6 protein-coding genes are annotated in these 19,357 nt (G+C 71.7%); 4 read left to right on the forward strand and 2 right to left on the reverse strand.

Going from position 1 to position 19,357, the window contains the following annotated elements:
• Positions 1 to 71: 71 nt before the first annotated feature.
• Positions 72 to 3,869, reverse strand: coding sequence for a translocation/assembly module TamB domain-containing protein (locus IB242_RS19290; RefSeq protein WP_192283386.1), 3,798 nt, complete (start codon positions 3,867 to 3,869; stop codon positions 72 to 74).
• Complete coding sequence (locus IB242_RS19295; RefSeq protein ID WP_192283388.1) at positions 3,866 to 5,653, reverse strand: autotransporter assembly complex family protein; 1,788 nt, start codon at positions 5,651 to 5,653, stop codon at positions 3,866 to 3,868. Before IB242_RS19295 ends, IB242_RS19290 begins: the two co-directional genes overlap by 4 nt.
• A 100-nt stretch (positions 5,654 to 5,753) precedes the next feature.
• On the opposite strand from IB242_RS19295, the gene IB242_RS19300 reads away from it, so the two are divergent.
• From IB242_RS19300 to IB242_RS19315, 4 genes are all read left to right on the forward strand, one after another.
• Positions 5,754 to 6,509 (forward strand): response regulator transcription factor, encoded by a 756-nt coding sequence (locus IB242_RS19300; protein WP_192283391.1) that lies wholly within the window; start codon positions 5,754 to 5,756, stop codon positions 6,507 to 6,509.
• Between the two features lie 371 nt (positions 6,510 to 6,880).
• Complete coding sequence (locus IB242_RS19305) at positions 6,881 to 14,890, forward strand: SdrD B-like domain-containing protein (RefSeq protein ID WP_192283393.1); 8,010 nt, start codon at positions 6,881 to 6,883, stop codon at positions 14,888 to 14,890.
• A complete protein-coding gene (locus IB242_RS19310; RefSeq protein ID WP_192283395.1) occupies positions 14,887 to 18,285 on the forward strand; it encodes an Ig-like domain-containing protein in 3,399 nt (1,132 codons plus the stop codon). The genes IB242_RS19305 and IB242_RS19310 overlap by 4 nt, the downstream gene beginning before the upstream one ends.
• On the forward strand, positions 18,282 to 19,310 hold the full coding sequence (locus tag IB242_RS19315; RefSeq protein ID WP_192283397.1) for an OmpA family protein: 1,029 nt from the start codon (positions 18,282 to 18,284) through the stop codon (positions 19,308 to 19,310). The genes IB242_RS19310 and IB242_RS19315 overlap by 4 nt, the downstream gene beginning before the upstream one ends.
• Positions 19,311 to 19,357 lie beyond the last annotated feature (47 nt).

Consider the following 19,357-nt stretch of genomic DNA (forward strand, 5'->3'; position numbering starts at 1 on the left):
CATGGTGGGACGCGTGCGTCCCGCGCCGCGGCCGTCCCGGATCCGGCACGCGCGCGGCGCGTGCCGTGCCGCTATTTCTCGCGTCGCCAGTTCAGCGAGCCGCGGTTCTCCACCGTGCTCGACTCGATCTCGATGTCGAAGCCCTTGCGCAGCAGGTACTTCAGGATCAGCACCTGGCCGCTGCCGACCATCGACACGCCGTAGCCGACATAGAGCCTGGGCGAGAGGTACTTGCCGACGCCGACCACCGAGCCACCGAGTGCGCGCGACTGGGTCACGCCGGCGTCGTCGAAGCCCAGGCTGGCGCCCAGGCGCGCGGCCAGCAGGCCGGTGCCGGCCGACATCGCCGCCGAGGCCGCGCTCACCTGCTGGGCCTGGTCGCTGGTCGCGCCGGCCAGGCTGCGGCCGAGCATCAGGTAGGACAGCGCCTCGGACTGCGGCATCGCCGGATCGGACCACACCACCACGCGCGGCGCCTCCGCGTTGCCGGTGACGTCGATGCCGGCGGTGATGTCGTTGATCTTGCGCTCGGCGCGCAGGTTGATGCGTGGATCGGTGACCAGATTGTTGCTCCAGGTCAGCTGTCCGCGCGAGATCGCCAGTTCCTGGCCGTAGGCCTTGTACTCGCCGCCGACGTCGAGCACGCCGGTGGCGGTCATGTCGCGGCCCGGGCGCGAGCGCACCTGCAGGCGGCCGGCGAGGGTGCCGTCCAGGCCGAAGCCGCTGAGCTGCACGCCGTCGCCGAGCACCAGCGCCAGATCCATGTCCAGCGGCGCGTCCGGTCCTTCCTCCGGATCGACCGGATCGACCACCACCACGTCGTCCGATGGCGACACCCCGGAGTCGAACCGTTCCAGGTCCAGGCGCGCGCTGGGGATGTCGACCTGGCCGCGCAGCAGCATGGTCCGGTCGACGATGCTGAACTGCAGGTCGGGCGCGGCGACCGCGCGCAGCATCGCGGTATCGGACACCAGCACGTTCTGGCCGCGGATGGCGAGCTGCAGCGGCGTGGCATCGCCGTACCACGACAGGCCGCCATCGACGGTCAGCGTGCCCTCGCCGGACTTCACCGACGCGGTGATGCTGGCCGAGCCGTCCGGCTGCGCGTCGAAGCTGCCCTTGCCTTCGCTGAGCACCAGGCCCAGCACCGGCAGTTCGCCCTGGAACTCCTCCAGTACCAGCTGGCCACCCATCGCCGGCTGGCCGCGGCTGCCGGTCACGCTGACATGGCCGCGGACGACGCCGCGTGGACGCACCAGGTCCGGCGAGAACAGCTCCAGCCAGAACAGCTGCGACATGTACATGTACAGGTTGCCGGTCAGCGGCGAGCCGTCTTCCCAGCCGGTATCGAAGCTGGCGTCGACGTAGCCGTCGCCCTGGAAGCCCACGCCGAGCCGGCCCTGGATCTTCTGCGGGTCGAAGGTGGCGTCGATGCTGAACTGGTCGTAGCGCAGGATCTCGCGGCGGGTGCGGTCGCCCAGGCGCAGGCCGCCCTCGGGCGAGGCCACGCGGACCTGGCCGGTCCAGCGGTTGCCCTGCGGCCGCAGCTGCGCGTCCAGGCTCAGGTCGCCGCGCAGCAGGATCGCGCGGCCTTCGTTGCGCGGCAGCCAGTCGTGGACCAGGGCCAGCGGCAGGCGCTCGCTGGTCACCTGCAGGCCGGCGCGCGGCCAGTCGGCCTCGGCGCAGAGGGTGGCGCTCCGGTCGCCGCTGCCGGTGGCCAGGCAGGCCGGCTGCAGCTGGTAGCGCGGGCCGTTGATGGCGAACGTGGCCGGCGCCTGCAGGGTCCAGGTGTCGCCGAGGACGGGGTCGATCCGCAGCGTGGCCACGCTGCCCTCCCAGGCCTGGCCACGCTGGCGCAGCGTGCCGGCCAGGGCGATGCTGGCCGCTTCCGGGCTGTCGACCTCGGCGTCCAGCTGCAGGTTGGCCACCGCGCCGCGGGCATGCACGCGCACGCGCTGCAGGGCGATGCCGGCCTGCAGCGCGTCGCCCTGCAGCAGCAGATCGCCGCCGTCGCCGCGCCAGGGAAGCTTGCCGCGCAGCGCGATGCGGTCGGCGCGCCAGGTGTCCCAGCTCAGCGCGCTGCCGGACAGGTCGGCGGTGATGTCCGGCGTCTGCGGGCTGCCTGCGACACGCAGGCTGCCGGCGATGCGGCCGCCCGCACCGGGCAGCAGGTCGTCCAGCTGCAGCGGCTGCAGGGTGGCGTCGATCGCGATGCGGTCGCTGCCGAAGCGGCCCTCGGCGCGGACCCGGCTGCTGCCCAGGCTCAGCGCCAGCCGGCCCTCGCCGCTGTCGCCGCGCAGCGCCAGCCGGCCGCTGCCGTCGAGCGGCCGCCCGCGCAGGCGGCCACCCAGATCCTCGATCACCACGTCGGTCTCGATGCCGCCTTCTTCGCGCAGGTGGCCCTGGCTGGCGAGGCGGCCATCGACGTTGCCCTCCCAGTCGGGCAGGAAATAGCCGGGATCGAAGCCCTGCAGGCGCGCCTGCACGTCCCAGGCCAGCTGCGGCACCCAGCCGGCCTCGCCGGTGACGTCGAGCGTGCCGGTCGGCATCGTCGCGCGCAGCGCATGGATGCGCGCGCGCTGGTCGTCGCCACGGATGTCCAGGTCCAGCGTGGCCTGCTCGGCATCGCGCTGCAGGGTGGCCTCGCCGTAGGCGGCCCACTGTTTCAGCGTGCCGGCGAGGCCGAGCGCGGCATCGACGCCGACCGTCGGCGCGTCCGGCTCGCTGCCGGTGAACTGCAGTGCGCGCGCGTTGAGCGCCATCCGGAAGCTGGCGTTCTCCGGATCGGTGAAGTCGGCGCGGCCCTGCAGCCGCACGCTGCCGTCGAATCCCTCCAGCAGCAGCGGCTCGACCACCAGCACCTGGTCTTCCAGGTGGATCTTCGACGGTGCGATGGTGACCGCCATGTCGCCCTGGCGCGCATCGCCGCCGATGTCCATGCGTCCGCCGACGCCGTCGACGGTGAGCGCGAACGCATACGGCTCGCCGCTGGCGGCCTCGCCGGTCAGCAGTGCCGGGTCCAGCCCCTCGCTGCGCGCACGCAGCTGCCAGGTCGGCGCGTCGGCATCGCCGCCCAGCACCACGGTGGCGCGCAGCGACTCCGGCGCGCGGCCGCCGATGGCCACGTCCATCCGCGACAGGTCGCCCTTGGCGATCAGGCCGAAACGCGCCGGCGCCTGGCCGCGCGGGGCCGGCAGCACCGCGGTGGCGACCAGGTCGCTGCGGTAGTCCTCGGCGGGCACGTAGTCGCCGTGGACGCTGAAGACGCCCAGGTCGCTGTCGACCTTCAGCTGCTCGGCATGCAGGCTGCCGGTGGCGATGTCGATGCCGCCGCGCAGGCTGCGGATGTCGATCAGCGGTTCATTGCCGGAGGTCACCACCAGGCCGTCGACCACGATGGTGTCGGCCTGGATCGCCAGCGGCATCTCGATCGCCGGCAGCACGTCGGGCCAGCGCGGCAGTTCGAACGGTTCGTCGCTGGGCGCCAGGTTCAGGCGCGCATTGGTCAGTTCGAACGCGTCCAGGCGCAGGCGTTTGCCCAGCAGCGGACGGATGTCCGGATCCAGATAGGCGCGCTCGGCGGTGAAGCGGTAGTCGTCGTAGCGGAAGTCCAGGCCGTGGATGATCAGCGGGCCGGCGATCGGGCCTTCGACCTTCTCCCACTCCAGGCTGGCGTTGAGCGGCAGCCGCGAGACGATCTGCGCGAGCAGCACGTCGCGTCCGGCCACGGTCTGCAGCAGCCAGTACACCAGGACCAGCAGCGCCAGGACCACGCCGAGCACCCCGACGCCCGACCACGCCCAGAAGCGGCGCCTGCGGTAGAACCGGCGGCGCGGGGCCGCGGCCGGGGTCGGCTCCGGCGCGCTCACAGGTTGGCTCCCAGGCTCAGGTACAGCTGGAACTGCGAGTCGGGGTTGTCCAGGCCGTGGCCGATGTCGATCCGCACCGGGCCGACCGGCGAGCGCCAGCGCAGGCCGACGCCGACGCCGACGCGTACGTCCATGCGGTCGTCGAAGGCGTCGCCGGCGTCGACGAACACCGCGCCGCCCCAGGGGCCGCCGCCGAGGTAGTGCTCGTACTCGACCGAGCCGGTGACCACGTTCTTGGCGCCCAGCGCGTAGTCGCCGCGGCGCGGGCCGACTTCGCGCCAGGCGTAGCCGCGGATGCTGCGGTCGCCGCCGGCGAAGAAGCGCAGGCTCGGCGCCATCGCCACCAGCTCGCTGGTCCAGGTGGTGCCGGCTTCGCCGCGCACGATCAGGCGGTTGTTCTCGCCCAGGCCCTGGAACCAGGTCGCGTTGATCTGGGCCTGGGTGAAGCTGGTGTCCGAGCCGGCGCCCTCGATGCCGCCGCGCAGGACCAGGTTGGCGCTGATGCCCCGCCGCGGGAACAGGCGGTCGTCGACGTTGACGTAGGTGCCGGTGATCTCCGGATAGACCAGGGTCGCGTAGCTGTAGCTGCGCAGCGTGGTGTCGTCCTCGGGGGTCACGCTCCAGCGCTCGCGCAGCGCGTTGATCGAGGCCACCGCGGTCCAGTGCTCGTTGATCTCGCCGCTGCGGCTGCCGATCAGGCGCACGTTGCGCAGGTCGATGTAGTCGGTCTGCTCGTCGTAGACGCTGGTCGCGGCTGCGTACCAGCCATCGAGCCAGCGGAACGCCGGGATCCGGTACTGGGTCAGGAAGCTCTTGCGCTTCTGCGCGTAGTCCAGGTCGTAGTTGAGCTTGTGGCCGCGGTCGTTGACGTAGCGCCGCTCCAGGCCGACCCGCACACCGGTGCCGCTCTCGCTGCCGTAGCTGAGGCCGTAGGTCTGGATGTTGCGCTTGGCCAGGGTCAGGTTGACGTCGATCGGCACCTGGTAGTCGTCCACCGCGTCCTCGGGCCGGATCTGGATGTCGATCACGCTGAAGTAGTCCAGCTTGACCAGCGACTCGCGCAGCCGGTCCAGCTTGCCCTGGTGGAAGTAGCTGCCTTCCTCCCAGCTGACCAGCTGCTCGAGCAGGCCGGGGCGGAAGTAGTCCTGGTTGAAGGTGGTAGGGCCCATGTCGTAGCGGGCGCCGCTGTCCCAGACCAGGTCGATGTCGGCGGCGTTGGCCGCGCGCGTCACCCGCACCTCGCGCGCATCGAAGTCGGCGTCGAAGTAGCCGCGCTCGGCCAGGCGGTGGGTGATCCGGTCGCGGTGGGTCTCGTAGACGGTGTGGTCCAGGACCTCGCCCGGCTGCGGATGGAACGCGGCGACGTCGCGCGCCAGATAGATGTCGTCCTCGGCCGGACCGATCAGCCCGACCCGCGCCTCGCGCACCCGCACCGGCTCGCCCTTGTCGACCCGGATGGTGACCACGATGTTGTCGTCCGCATCGCGCGGGGCTTCGACGGTGATCGTCGGCGAGTAGTAGCCGAACGGCTCCAGCGCCTGCCGGGTCTCGCTCTCGGTGCGGTTGATCAGGTACTCCAGCCGGGACTCGCCCTGTTCCTTGCCGACCGCGTCGCGCAGGGTCAGCGACAGGCGGATGTTCTCGCGCAGCGGCTCGTTGGCGTTGCCGTCCAGGCCGGCGATCTCGAACCGCTCGATGACACCGCGCGCATGGGCGGCAGGAGCGGCGAGACCGAGCAGCACGAGGGTGGACAGCGCTGCTGTCAGGGGGGAGAACGGACGCATGCGGGGAGGATACCGGGATCGGCCGGGCACGGGCTTAAGCCGGCGTGAGGCAGGGCGCGTGCTAGCATCGATGCCGATCTGATGACGCTCCGAGGCGCAGGTGGAGGACCCGTTTCATCCGGCGGCCGATGCACTGGACGCCGAGGCGATGCCGCTGGCCGGGCTGCGCGTGGTGGTGGTCGATGACGATGCGGAGATGCGCGCGCTGCTTGTCGCCGAACTCGACGACCGCGGTGCCGACGCCGTGGGCGTGGAGGACGCCGGCGCGCTGTACCGGCATCTGGCCGGCGAACGCTGCGACATCGTCATCCTCGACGTGATGATGCCCGGCGAGAACGGCTATTCCATCGCCGCGCACCTGCGCCGGTCCTCCGCGGTGGGCATCGTGATGCTGACCGGCCGCGGCGCCTCGCGCGACATGGCCCATGGCCTGGGGCAGGGCGCCGACGTCTACCTGGTCAAGCCGTTCGATCCCGACGTCATGACCGCGGCGCTGCTGAGCCTGCGCCGTCGCCTGACCGCCGCGGCCGCTGCCGCACCCGCCAGCGAGGAGCCACCCGCCGGCTGGAGCCTGCAGGCCGGCGGCTGGCGGCTGCGCGCGCCAAACGGGACCACGCTGGAACTCAGCGCGACCGAACGCGCCTTCCTGCAGCCGCTGTTCGCCACGCCAGAAACCCCGGTCGACCGCGAGACCCTGATCGCCGGCCTCACCGACGCGCCCTGGGACTTCGATCCGCACCGGCTCGAGGTCCTCGCCCATCGCCTGCGGACCCGCGTGCGCAGCGCGAGCGGCCAGGCGCTGCCCCTGCGCGCCGTGCGCGGCGCCGGCTACCTGCTGGTGGCCGATCCGGACTGAGCGGCGTCGCCGCTCTTCTCCCCGCCCTGCCTGTCCATCGCACGTGCCCCGGGGTGCGTGCGTGAGGTTGCGTGAGCGAACGTGACCCTCCGTTACTGACCCCCGCCCCGGTTCCCTGAAGAATCCGCGCCGCAACCGGGCCCTCGGGCCCACCGCATGCGCGCGCCCGTCGCCGCGCATGCCCCGGCACACCAGGCAAAGCCGGTCCCGCGCAGCAGCGGGAACCGGCCAAGGGGAAAACCAGCGTGATCCAACAGGACGACAGGGCGCCTTCCGCGGCGCATGGCCGGCATTCGGCCGCGTACACCACTGGCCGGCGCCGACAGGGCGCGGGCCGCGCGTGGCTGGCGTTGCTGGCAGGACTGCTGCCGATGGCAGGGGCGTGGGCCGCGGTGATTCCGCAGGAAGTCCGGCTGCCGCCCGACATCGGCCTGGCGATGACGGTCAACGCCGAGATCGACTGGAGCCGCTTGTCCGCGGGCGCCGCCGACACCATCGTCATCGATCCGCTGCCGTCCCAGCTCAGCGTCGATCCGGCGGCGCTGGCCGCCAGCGGCTGCGCGGTGTCCGGCAGCCGCGTGACCTGCACCGTGCCTGCCGGGCAGACCTCGGGGACGATCCTCCTGCCGGTGACCGGCGCGGTGCTGGGCGGCTTCAACCTGACTGCGGTCGGCAACGACGCCGGCGCGACCAGCGCCTCGCAGTCCAGCGACATCCGCAACAGCGGCGACATCAGCGTCGCCAAGAGCAAGCTGACCGCCGACGAGGACACCTTCGCCGGCAGCCGCATCCGCTTCCAGCTCACGCCGAACATCGCCACCGGCGGCAGCGACGTGCCGTCGGGCGCGTCGCTGGTGGTGGTCGACCGCCTGCCGGGCGCCGTCGGCCAGTTCACCGGCGTGACCCATTCCTCGACCGGCCTGTCGCCGAGCTGTTCGGTGAACACCGGCGCGCATGAGGTGCGCTGCGTCTACGCGGGCCCGTTCACCGCCGCGGCGTTCAACGCCAGCCGGATCTTCATCGAGGGCACCCAGGGCATCGACGGCTCGTTCTTCAACATCGCCGACATCGCCTCGCAGAACGGCCAGTACATCGACCGGGACTCGAACAACAACACCGCCACGCTGCCCTACAGCGCCACGCCGGGCACCGACATCGAGGCGCGCGGCGTCTTCGACTCCACGCCGCGCGTGGTCGGCAGCGCCGCCTCGTTCACCATCACCTACTTCAACAACGGTCCGATGGTGTCCAACGGCGGCACCGTGCGGACGATCATTCCGGACGGGTTCGGCATCGGCACCCTGCCGGCCGGCTGCTCGGCCAGCCCCGGCACGTCCTCGCTCACGGTCGACGGCACCCTCTACAGCGGCACGCTGGTGGTGTGCACCGTGGCCGGCACGGTCAACGTCGCGGCGGGGCAGTCGTTCGCGCTGCCGCTGACGATGCCGCTGACGCCGGGCACCGGCGACTTCCCGATCGTGGCCACGCCGCCCGCCGGGCTCAAGGATGCGGTACCGGCCAACAACGACACCGTGCGTCCGTGGCAGGTCGCCGAGCCGTTCGCCGACCTGGGCATCGGCAAGTCCAAGTTCGTCAACGGCACCAGCACGACCAGTGCCCCGGTCGCTCCGGGCACGCTGCTCGAAACCCGGCTGACCGTCGCCAATGCGGCCGACAGCAGCAGCGACCTGGCGTACACGCCCGCCACGCCGATCCGCGTGATCGACTACCTGCTGCCGCAGGAGATCGTGGGCGGGACCGGCGGCAGCGTCGCCATCACCCAGGGCGCGGGCACCTGGAGCTGTTCGGTCGGGCCGGTGCCCGGCAGTGCCACGCCGCCGACCCCCGCCCACACGGTGATGGTCACCTGCGCCACCACCGGCAGCGGCACGCTCCTGCGCGGAAACTCGCTGTCGCTGCGCTTCACCAGCGAGGTCGCGCCGATGGCCGACACCGATCCGCCGGTCGCGCTGCTCAACCGCGCCTGCACCGGCGGCAGCGCGCTCGCCGCACTCGGTCTGGGCCCGGCCGCCGGGCCGCAGCCGGCCGACACCAATACCGGCAACGACTGCGACGACGCCGGCACCGGCCTGGTCGCCACGCCGATCGACGACGACAGCGCCCGCGTGGACATCGTCAAGGAAGTGTCCGTCGACAACGGCGGCACCTGGGTCGACAGCGCGCTGATGCCGGCGGCGACCAACGGCATGATCTGGCGCCTGCGGATCAGCACGCCCGACACCACCGACAATCCCGCGCAGCTGACCATCCCGACCCTGCGGGTCCGCGATCCGCTGCCCGGCGTCATCAACATCGATGCCTCGCGCAGGACGCCGGCGATTCCGGTCTCGGTCACCGCCAGCAACGTCGCCTCGCACAACTGCCCGGCGACCATCACCGCGGGCAACAACCTGCTCAACTGCGCGTTCACCAGCGTCGCTCCCGGCGCCGAGATCGTCATCGCGCTCAACGTCGCGCGTCCGCTGGGCGCGAGCGTGGCGCAGATGCAGGCCGGCACCGGCGGCAATGCGCTGCTGGTCAATACCGCCACCCTCAGCTCGCCGGACGCGATCCTGACCGGCACCCTGGAAGACGACGCGGACCTGCAGCTGGAGCCGCGCCTGGACGTGGCGCTGACCAGCAAGACGGTGAGCCCGACCGAGCCGGTGATCGGCCAGATCGTGACGTTCACGATCAACGCGCAGAACCGCGGGCCGTTCCCGATCATGGACGCCGGCGACTTCGTCGTCGTCGACGACCTGTTCACCGGCACCGCCACGCTCGCGCAGCCGGCCTACGACATCGTCGAGGTGACCACCAGTTCCGCTGCGATGAGCTGCGCGACCATCCCGCATCCGTCGCTGGCCGACACCACCCGCGTGCAGTGCGCCAACGCGCAGCGCATCGACAGCAATACCTCGCATGCGGTGGTGATCCGCGCGCGCTTCAAGAAGCCGGTCCTCAACCCGAGCGACCACCCGGCCGGCCACACGCTGTACTCGGGCGTGAGCAACGTCGCCCGGGTCGAGCTCGGCGGCGGCCTGTGCGAGTGGCGCACCGACGGCACGCCGGTCAGCGCCGCCTGCGGCGACGCGCGGGCGCTGAGCAACAACGCCGATGACGCGAACTTCGACGTGAAGGTGCCGGCGATCGACCTGCAGCAGTCGAAGATCCGCGTCCTGCCCGCCGGGCAGACCCGTTTCCAGATGGGCGATGCGCTGCGCTACCGCTTCGGCATCCGCAATGCCGGTCCGTCCCGTGCCGAGCGCGTGGTGATGACCGACGTGCTCGAGCCGCTGCCGGCCGGCTTCAGCTTCGCGCTGGCCGCCGGTCCGGAGAACTACAACCAGGGCACGTCCAGTGGCGGCTTCAGCTTCGTCAACCGCGCGGTGACCTGCACCCAGGCCTCGCAGAACGCCAACATCGTCTGCCAGCTGGCGCCCGCGGTCGCGGACAGCTATCTGGACGCAGGCGAGGAGATCAACTTCGAGCTGGTGCTGAGCATGACCGGCACGGCGACCGGCCCGGTGCTGTTCGGCAATCGCGCCTACGTGTGCGCCGACGAGACCAACACCTACGAGAGCGCCGGCCGCTGTTCGGACGATGCCGCCGTGGCGGCCAACAACCTGGCCTCGGTCAACGACCTGATCATGCCGGTCGCCGACCTGGCGGTCAGCAAGAACACGGTCACCGCCGGTCCGGTCGATGTCGGCCAGCACGTCCGCTACGACGTCGTGCTGACCAACAACGGTGCCGGCACCGTCGCCCGCATGCGTCTGCTCGACACCCTGCCGAGCGGCTTCGACTGGGTGAGCACGCAGGTCCCGACCGCGGTCGCCGCCTCCGGCGCCTCGCTGTCCGGTCCGCTCGCGGTGAGCGCCACCGTGCCCGCCAACGGCACCGACAACGTCTGCTATGTCTCCAACGGCGTTGCCGCGGTGACCGCACCGGCCCAGCGCCAGGCGCTGACCTGCGACGTGGGCGGCGTCTTCCCCGCCGGTGGCACCGTCACCATCAGCCTGTGGGCGCGTCCGGTGCCCGGCGTGTACGACGGATCGGCCAGCGCGCCGTTCCTGGTCGACCGCATCAACCAGGCCGAGGTGCAGCCGGGCCGCGACGCCGACGGCAACGAGGTGTCGGTCGACAACGTCCCGGGCAACAACACCGACGAGTCGCCGGTGCAGGTGGCCACGGCCGCGCGCCTGGGTGGCCGCGTGTTCGTGGACAGCAACGACAACGGCGACCAGGACGCGGGCGACACCGGCATCGCCGGCGTCACCGTGCGCCTGACCGGCACCGACCGCAACGGCAACACCATCGACGTCAGCACCGTCACCGATGCCAGCGGCGATTACCTGTTCGCCAGCCTGCCGCCGTCCGACGCGGCGGGGTACACGCTGACCCAGACCCAGCCGGCCGGTTACGACAACGGCCTGCCGCAGCCCAACGTCGCGCGCACCGTGCGCAACGGCGTCAGCACCGGCACCACGCCGGCGGGCGCGGACTACAGCGTCGCCAACACCGCCTCGACCAGCGTCATCGGCGGCGTCGTGCTCGCCAGCGGCGCCGAGGGCGTGCAGTTCGACTTCCCCGAGTTCCAGGGCGTCTCGCTGTCCGGCGTGGTCTACGAGGACGTGGACCGCAACGACACCTACGGCGGCAGCGACCTGCCGATCGCCAACGCGACGGTGGAACTGCTGGTCTGGAATCCGGCCACGTCGGCCTACGACCTGGTCACCAGCACCACCACCCAGGCCGATGGCAGCTACAGCTTCCCGGGCCTGCGTCCGAGCAGCCGCTACGCCGTGCGCCAGCCGCTGCCGACCGGCTACGTGAACCTGCCCAGCGCGGTGAATCCGGGTCTGGTCAACGGCGCCGCCTGCGTCGGCTGCTCCGCGCAGACCGCGCAGGCCGGCGATGCGGCCAGCACCGACCGGATCGTGGGCATCGAGCTGGCGGCCGGCAACGGCACCCAGTTCAACTTCGGCGAGACCCGCCCGGTGTCCGTGGCCGGCGTGGTGTTCTTCGACGTCGACAACGACGGCGTGCAGAACAACGCCGCCGACGTCGGCATCGCCAACGTGGCCATCGTGCTGACCGGCATCGACGACCTCGGCGCGGCGGTGAGCCTGAACACCACCACCGCGGCCGACGGCAGCTTCAGCTTCGAGGGCCTGCGTCCGGGCATCTACACCCTGACCGAGCCGACCCAGCCGCCGGGCACCATCAACGGCATCACCACCGCGGGCACCGTCGGCGGCGCCAGCAGCGGCACCGCCACACCGGTCGCCACCGTGCCCAGCGCGATCGCCACGATCGACCTGAGCACGCCGGGCAGCGCCTCGGTCGACAACCTGTTCGCCGAGATTCCGCAGAACAGCTCGATCGTCGGCCGGGTCTGGATGGACGTGGACGACAACGGCGTGATCGACAGCGGCGAGCGCGGCATCCGCGGCGTGACCGTGCGCCTGACCGGCACCGACGTGTCCGGCACCCCGGTCTCCATCGACACCGTCACCGACGCCAGCGGCAACTACGCGTTCACCAACCTGGCGCCGGGCACCTACACGGTGACCGAGCCGGACCAGCCGGCCGGCACCCGCAACGGCCAGACCGTGGCCGGCAGCCTGGGCGGTACCGCCACGCCGAAGGCGACCCTGCCGTCGGCCATCGCCGGCATCGTGCTGGGCGTGAACCAGCACTCGGTCGAGAACAACTTCGGCGAGATCCCGGAGAACAGCTCGATCGCCGGCCGCGTCTGGCTGGACCTGGACAACGACGGCGTGATCGACCCGGGCGAGGACGGCATCGCCGGCGTGACCGTGCGCCTGACCGGCACCGATGCCGGCGGCAACCCGGTGTCGCTGGAGACGGTGACCGACGCGCAGGGCCGCTACCTGTTCGACGGCCTGTCGCCGGGCACCTACACGGTGACCGAGCCGACCCAGCCGACCGGCACCTTCAACGGCCAGACCGTGGCGGGCAGCCATGGCGGCACCGCCACCGCGGTGACCACCACGCCGTCGGCGATCGCCGGCATCGTGCTGGGCGCCAACCAGCAGTCGGTCGAGAACAACTTCGGCGAGGTGCGTGGCGCGTCGCTGTCCGGCCGTGTCTACAACGACAGCAACGACAACGGCCAGGTCGATCCGGGCGAGACCGGCATCCCGGGCGTGGAGATCGTGCTGACCGGCACCGACGACACCGGCGCGAGCGTGCAGCTGACCACCGTCACCGACGACCAGGGCCGCTACCGCTTCGACGGCCTGCGCCCGGGCACCTACACGGTGACCGAGCCGACCCAGCCGCCGCAGACCGTCAACGGCCTGACCACGCCGGGCAGCCACGGCGGCGACGCCACCCCGCGCGACACCGTGCCGTCGTCGATCGCCCGCATCGTGCTGCCTGCCGGTGCCGATTCGATCGACAACAACTTCGGCGAGATCGGCGATTCGCCCGACCTGCTGGTCAGCAAGTCGGTCACCCCGGAGGTGCTGCTGTCGCACAACACCGCCAGCTACCGCATCGTGGTCCGCAACGGCGGCCAGAGCGCGAGCAGCGGCGAGTACCTGGTGCACGACCGCCTGCCGGTCGGCGTGACCCTGGCCGACGTGCCCACCGGCGATGGCTGGAACTGCAGCGGCCAGGCCGGCGAGACCCGCTTCGTCTGCCGCAGCAGCGTGGTGCTCCAGGCCGGGCAGACCTCCGCCTCGCCGATCACCGTGCCGGTGCTGGTGGGCGAAGCGGCGGCCGAGGCCGGCACCGTGCACAACGCGGTGCTGGTCGAGGGCGGCGGCGAGCGCGAGTTCCGCGCACCGACGCCGGAGGAGCGCGACGCGTTCGAGAACGATGTGCCGCGCCTGCCGGTCTGCGACCCGGCGATCACCCAGAACGCCTGCCGCCTGCCCAGCGAGGTCATCCGCGCCTGGCCGGACCTGGCGGTCAGCAAGGCCGCGTCGGTGCCGGTGTTCACCGTCGGCATGCAGGCCGAGTACCTGATCCGCGTGCGCAACATCGGCGAGCGCGCGTCCAGCGGCGAGTACGTGGTCGAGGACCGCCTGCCGGCCGGCATCGTGCCGGCGGGGACGCCGTCCGGCGACGGCTGGACCTGTACGGTCGTGGCCGCCGAGCAGCGCTTCCGCTGCACCGCGGCGCGCGAGCTGGCCGCCGGCGAGATCCATCCGGTCGCGATCCGCGTGCCGGTCGAGGTCCTGCCGGAGGCGGTGGCGCTGGGCGCGGTGCACAACGTGGTGCTCGTCACCGGTGGTGGCGAGGAACCGTCGCGTGAGCCCACGCCCGAGGAGCGCGAGCGTTTCGAGCAGCGTCCGCAGGAGCTGCCCGAGTGCGATCCGGCGGTCAGCCAGAACGCCTGCCGCGTGCCGAACGAGGTGCAGCTGGCGCAGGTGCCGACGGTGCTGAGCATCGCCAAGCGCGGCGACCGTGCGGTGGCCGAGATCGGCGACAGCGTGCTGTACACCATCGACATCCGCCACGTGTCCGGCGTGGGCCTGTACCAGGTCGACGTGCTCGACCGTCTGCCGCGCGGCTTCACCTACATCGCCGGCAGCGCCCGCGTCGATGGTGCGCCGATCGCCGAGCCGGCCGGCGCACCGGGCCCGGCCCTGGCGTTCGACATCGGCCGCCTGCCGGCCGAGGGCCAGCGCACGCTGAGCTACCGCGTCCGCATCGGCGTCGGTGCCGACCAGGGCGATGGCGTCAACCGCGCCACCGCACACGGCTGCCAGCGCAACGACCACTGCGTGGATCCGGCCGGGCTGTCGCCGCTGCCGGGCAGCGTGCCCTCCAACCAGGCCGAGTACCGGGTGACGGTGCGCGGCGGCGTGTTCGCCAGCGAGGGCTGCGTGCTCGGCAAGGTGTTCGTCGACTGCAACCGCAACCACGTGCAGGACGCCGAGGAACTGGGCATCCCGGGCGTGCGCCTCTACTTCGAGGACGGCACCTGGATGATCAGCGACATCGAGGGCAAGTACAGCTACTGCGGCCTGCCGCCGCGCAGCCACACGCTCAAGGTGGACGCCTCGACCCTGCCGGTCGGCGCGCGCCTGACCACCAGCAGCAACCGCAACCTCGGCGACGCCGACAGCCTGTTCATCGACCTCAAGAACGGTGAGCTGCACCGCGCCGACTTCGTCGAGGGCAGCTGTTCCAACCCGGTGGTCGAGCAGGTCAAGGCCCGCCGCACCCAGGGTGAGGTGCGCGCGCCGGAAACCGAGACCGGGCAGCCGGCGCTGCGCTTCGACAGCAAGCCGGTGCGGAGCCCGCAGCAGGGCACCGATCCGGCCAACCAGAGACCGATCGTGGATCCAAGACCCATCGCACCTGCCGGCTCCGCCGCCGGCACCGGGGAGGTGCAGCCGTGAGCCGCCATATCCGTTCCCGCCAGCCGCGGCTGAGCCTGCTGGCCGCCGCCCTGGCCATGGCGGCCCTGCCGGCGATCGCCCAGGACGTCGCCGGCAGCCAGCGCTTCACGCCGGTCCTGGGCCGCGCCGATGCGCTCTACCCGCAGTCGCCGGCCGCGACCGCCACCGGCCCGCGCGCCATCGAGGCGCGCTCCGGCACGGTCGACTACGCGGCCAACCGCCAGATCGAGCGCGTGCTGGTCGAACTCGACCGCGACGGCGTCCCGGCCGATGGCCAGTCGGCCGTGCACGTGCGCGTGCAGGTGCTCGACGCCGCCGGCCGCCCGCCGGCCGGGCAGACCTTCGCCACCATCGAGTACAGCGGCGGCCGCGTGCGCCTGCCGGGCTCGCGCACCGACGAGTTCGGTCCGGGCGCGCTCGATGCCGACAAGGTCACGCCGGGCATCCAGCTGCCGCTGCAGGACGGCGTGGCCGAGTTCCACCTGATCGCCCCGCACGATCCGCAGGACGTGCTGCTGCGGATCACCGCCGGCGACCAGACCGCCGAGGGCGTGGTCGGCTTCCTGCCGGAAATGCGCGAGCTGCTGGCGACCGGCCTGATCGAGGGCATCGTCAACTTCCGCCGCAAGGGCAACCGCGACCTGATCGCGCCGGTCGAGCGCGGCGACGCGTTCGAGCGCGAGATCCGCCGCTGGGAGAAGCAGTTCAACAACGGCAAGGCCAACGCCTCGGCGCGCACCGCGTTCTTCGTCAAGGGCCGGATCAAGGGCGAGTACCTGCTGACCGCCGCCTACGACTCGGACAAGGAAGTGCGTTCGCGCCTGCTGCGCGACGTGCAGCCGGAGGAGTTCTACCCGGTCTACGGCGACGCCTCGCTGCGCGGCTTCGACGCGCGTTCGGCCGAGCGCCTGTACGTGCGCCTGGACAGTGGCCGCAGCTACCTGCTGTACGGCGACTTCCAGACCGGCGACACGCTGGCGACGATGACCGGTGTCGGTGGCAGCGGTGCGATCCCGCAGCGCAGCCTGGGCACCTACAACCGCACCGCGACCGGCCTGGGCTGGCATTTCGAGAACGAGCGCGTGCGCGGCAACGTGTTCGCGATCGAGGACTCGCTGCGCCAGGTGATCGAGGAGTTCACCAGCCAGGGCAGCGGCCCGTACGCGCTGCGCAACAATGCGGTGCTGGAAGGCAGCGAGCGGGTCGAGGTGGTCGTGCGCGACCGCAACCAGCCCTCGCGCATCGTCGAGGTGCGGCCGCTGGCCAGGCTGGTGGACTACAGCTTCGAGCCGTTCTCCGGCCGGATCCTGCTCAACCAGTTCCTGCCTGCGTTCGACGCCGACCTCAATCCGGTCTCGCTGCGCATCACCTACGAGATGGACCAGCTCGGCGAGAAGTTCTGGACCTACGGTGCCGATGCGCAGCTGCGCGTCACCGGCAGGCTGGAGGTCGGCGGTTCGGTCGTGGACGACCGCAACCCCTTCGCCGAATTCCGGATGGGCAGCGCCAACGCCGGCTACCGCTTCGGCGACAGCACCCACCTGGTGGCCGAGTTCGCGCGCACCCGCAGCGAGATCAACACCAACACGCTCAACCAGCTGGCCACGCCCGGCCTGCAGGACCTGAGCGGGCAGGTCGAGGGCGACGCCTGGCGGGTCGAGTTCTTCCATGCCGGCGAGCGCCTGGATGCGCGCGTGTTCGCCGCGCGCACCGATCCGGCCTTCAACAACGCCGCCGCGCCGCTGTTCGGCGGGCGTGGCGAGTACAGCGCCCGTTTCGGCTGGCAGCTGGCGCAGCGCCTGCAGCTGTACGTGGAAGGCCTGCGCAGCGAGGACCGCAACCCGCAGGGCGGCGAGCGCGACGCGGCCGGCGCCGGCGTGCGCATCGACGCCACCGAGCGCCTGACCGTGGACCTGGGCCTGCGCAGCATCCGCGAGACCGTCGGCCTGTACTCGCCGTGGTCCAGCGGGCGCCCGTTCGGCAACGCCGGCGGCCTCACCGGCGGGTTCGCCACCGGTGCGGGCGGCGGCGCGCTCGGCTACGGTGCGCAGCCGCTGGATCCGCTGACCGGCCTGCCTGTGATCGGCAGCAGCGGCGCGCACGGCGAGATCGGCAGCAGCCTGCCGGTGGGCACCGAGCTGGAGTCGGACACCGCGCGCATCGGCCTGGGCTACCGGGTCAGCGAGCGGCTGACCGTCGGTGGCGAGGTCGAGCAGGAGATCAGCGGCGAGGACCGCAACCGGCTGGCGCTGGGTGCGGACTGGCAGGCGTTCGAACGCAGCCGCCTCTACGGCCGCTACGAGAAGCAGACCGGCCTGACCAGCGCCTACGGCATCACCACCACCGACCGCGAGACCGATGCGCTGGTGTTCGGCGTGGACACCACCTACCTCAAGGACACCCAGGTGTTCAGCGAGCACCGGATGCGCGACGCCATCAACGGCCGCGACATCCAGACCGCGTCCGGCATCCGCAACACCTGGGACGTGGCCGAGGGCCTGCGCCTGAGCAGTTCGGCCGAGCACGTGAAGGTGCACGACGGCATCACCGGCGACGTCACCGGGCTGGCGTTCGGCCTGGACTACACCGCCAACCCGCTGTGGCGCGGTGCGGCCCGGATCGAGCACCGGATCTCCGGCGACGTGGCCGGGACCGAGGCCGACGAAGCCTTCGACACCACGCTGCTGCAGCTGCTGGTCGCGCGCAAGATCAACCGCGACTGGACAGTGCTGGCCCGCAACTACCTGCTGTCCACCGACTACCGCTCGCGCGGCGACGTGCTGCAGGACCGGTTCCAGCTCGGCCTGGCCTACCGCGACACCGACACCAACCGGATCAACGCGCTGGCCCGCTACGAGTACAAGCTCGAACGCGACGAGAGCGGCCTGCTGCTCGACCAGGGCCAGGTGGTGTCCGGTGCCAGCCAGGACATCCGCACCCGCGCGCACATCGTCTCGATGCATGCCGACTGGCACCCGTCGCGGCCCTGGTGGCTGACCGGGCGCATCGCCGGCAAGTGGCAGCAGGACCGCTTCGCCCACGCCGACGGCGGCCGCGTCGACAGCCGCTTCAACGCGGTGCTGGTGTCCGGCCGCGTGGTCTACGACGTGACCGAGCACTGGGACATCGGCGTGATGGCCTCGACCTTCCGCGGCCAGTCCGGCAGCGACCAGTACGCCTACGGCCTGGAGGTCGGCCGCCTGCTGCGGCAGAACCTGTGGCTGTCGGCCGGCTACAACTGGAGCGGCTTCCGCGCCGACCGCGACCTGTCCGGCTACGAGTACACCGAGCAGGGCGTCTACCTGCGCCTGCGCTTCAAGTTCGACGAAGACCTGTTCCGCAGGGAGCAACCCCGCTATCGCGACCCCGTGCACCACGGAGCGACCAACGAATGAAGACCCAGACCATGACCCTCTCCACCTCCCGCCGTCGTGCGCTGGGCCTGTCCGTGCTGATCGCGCTGGCCGGCGCCGCCGTCGCCCAGGACCAGGTGCGGCTGCATCCGCAGCAGGACCGGATCAGCGACCAGGCCGTGCACGCCGATCTGCAGAACTACGACGCCACCCAGGGCCGGATCCAGGCGCTGAACGATGCCGGCCGCCCGATCCGCGACTACCACCTGGCCAAGGCCCAGTGCTGGCTGGACGTGTCCTTCCACGAGTACACCCGCAACGACCGCAGCGCCTTCCCGCAGGAAGCGCTGGACGAGTCGGTGAAGCTGATCGTCGGCATGGAGGCCGGCGCCTCGCCGCTGCCGACCGACACCCCGCTGGTCAACGACGCGCGTCACCTGCGCGACGACCTCTGGCAGCGCCTGCGCGCGATCCACGGCACGCCCGGCTTCGTCTGCGCGCAGCAGGCGGTGGCCTGCGGCGAGGTCGAGCTGGTGCATGCCGGCAACGAGTTCAACCAGCAGCAGTGGCGGCACTCCAAGCCTTACATCCAGATCGCCGAGGATCTGGTCAACGATGCCGAGTGGCTGGCCCGCCAGTGCGGCGTTCCGGCCGGGACGCAGGCACCGCCGGTCGCGCCGGTCGACCAGCCGCTGATCGCCAACGTGCTGTTCGAGTTCGACCGCGACCAGCGCCCGGACATCCGCACCTATTCGCTGGAAAGCCTGGACCGCGCGCTGGCGCGGATCGCGCAGGAGGGCCTGACCCTGGAGAAGGTCGAGCTGGTCGGCCATGCCGACCGCATGCAGGGCCGCGGCTACGACTACAACCAGGGCCTGTCGGCGCGTCGCGCGCAGACCGTGCGCACGCTGCTGATCGGCCGGGGCGTCGCGCCGGACCTGATCGGCTACAGCTACCGCGGCGACACCCAGCAGGTGCAGCAGTGCGATGGCGTGACCCCGCGTGCGGCGCTGCACGAGTGCCTGCTGCCGAACCGGCGCGTGGAAGTGCGCTTCGTCGTCCGGTGAGGGGAGACCGGATCCGGGTGCAGCGCATCCGGATCCGGCATCGCGGT

Origin of the sequence: Xanthomonas sp. XNM01 (assembly GCF_014851915.1) — a bacterium.
GTDB lineage: Bacteria > Pseudomonadota > Gammaproteobacteria > Xanthomonadales > Xanthomonadaceae > Pseudoxanthomonas.

Excerpts from the sequence above, each read along its gene's own strand:
- IB242_RS19305 (WP_192283393.1), top strand. The coding sequence starts at position 6,881 with ATGGCAGGGGCGTGGGCCGCGGTGATTCCGCAGGAAGTCCGGCTGCCG.
- IB242_RS19315 (WP_192283397.1), top strand. The coding sequence starts at position 18,282 with ATGAAGACCCAGACCATGACCCTCTCCACCTCCCGCCGTCGTGCGCTG.
- IB242_RS19295 (WP_192283388.1), bottom strand. The coding sequence starts at position 5,653 with ATGCGTCCGTTCTCCCCCCTGACAGCAGCGCTGTCCACCCTCGTGCTG.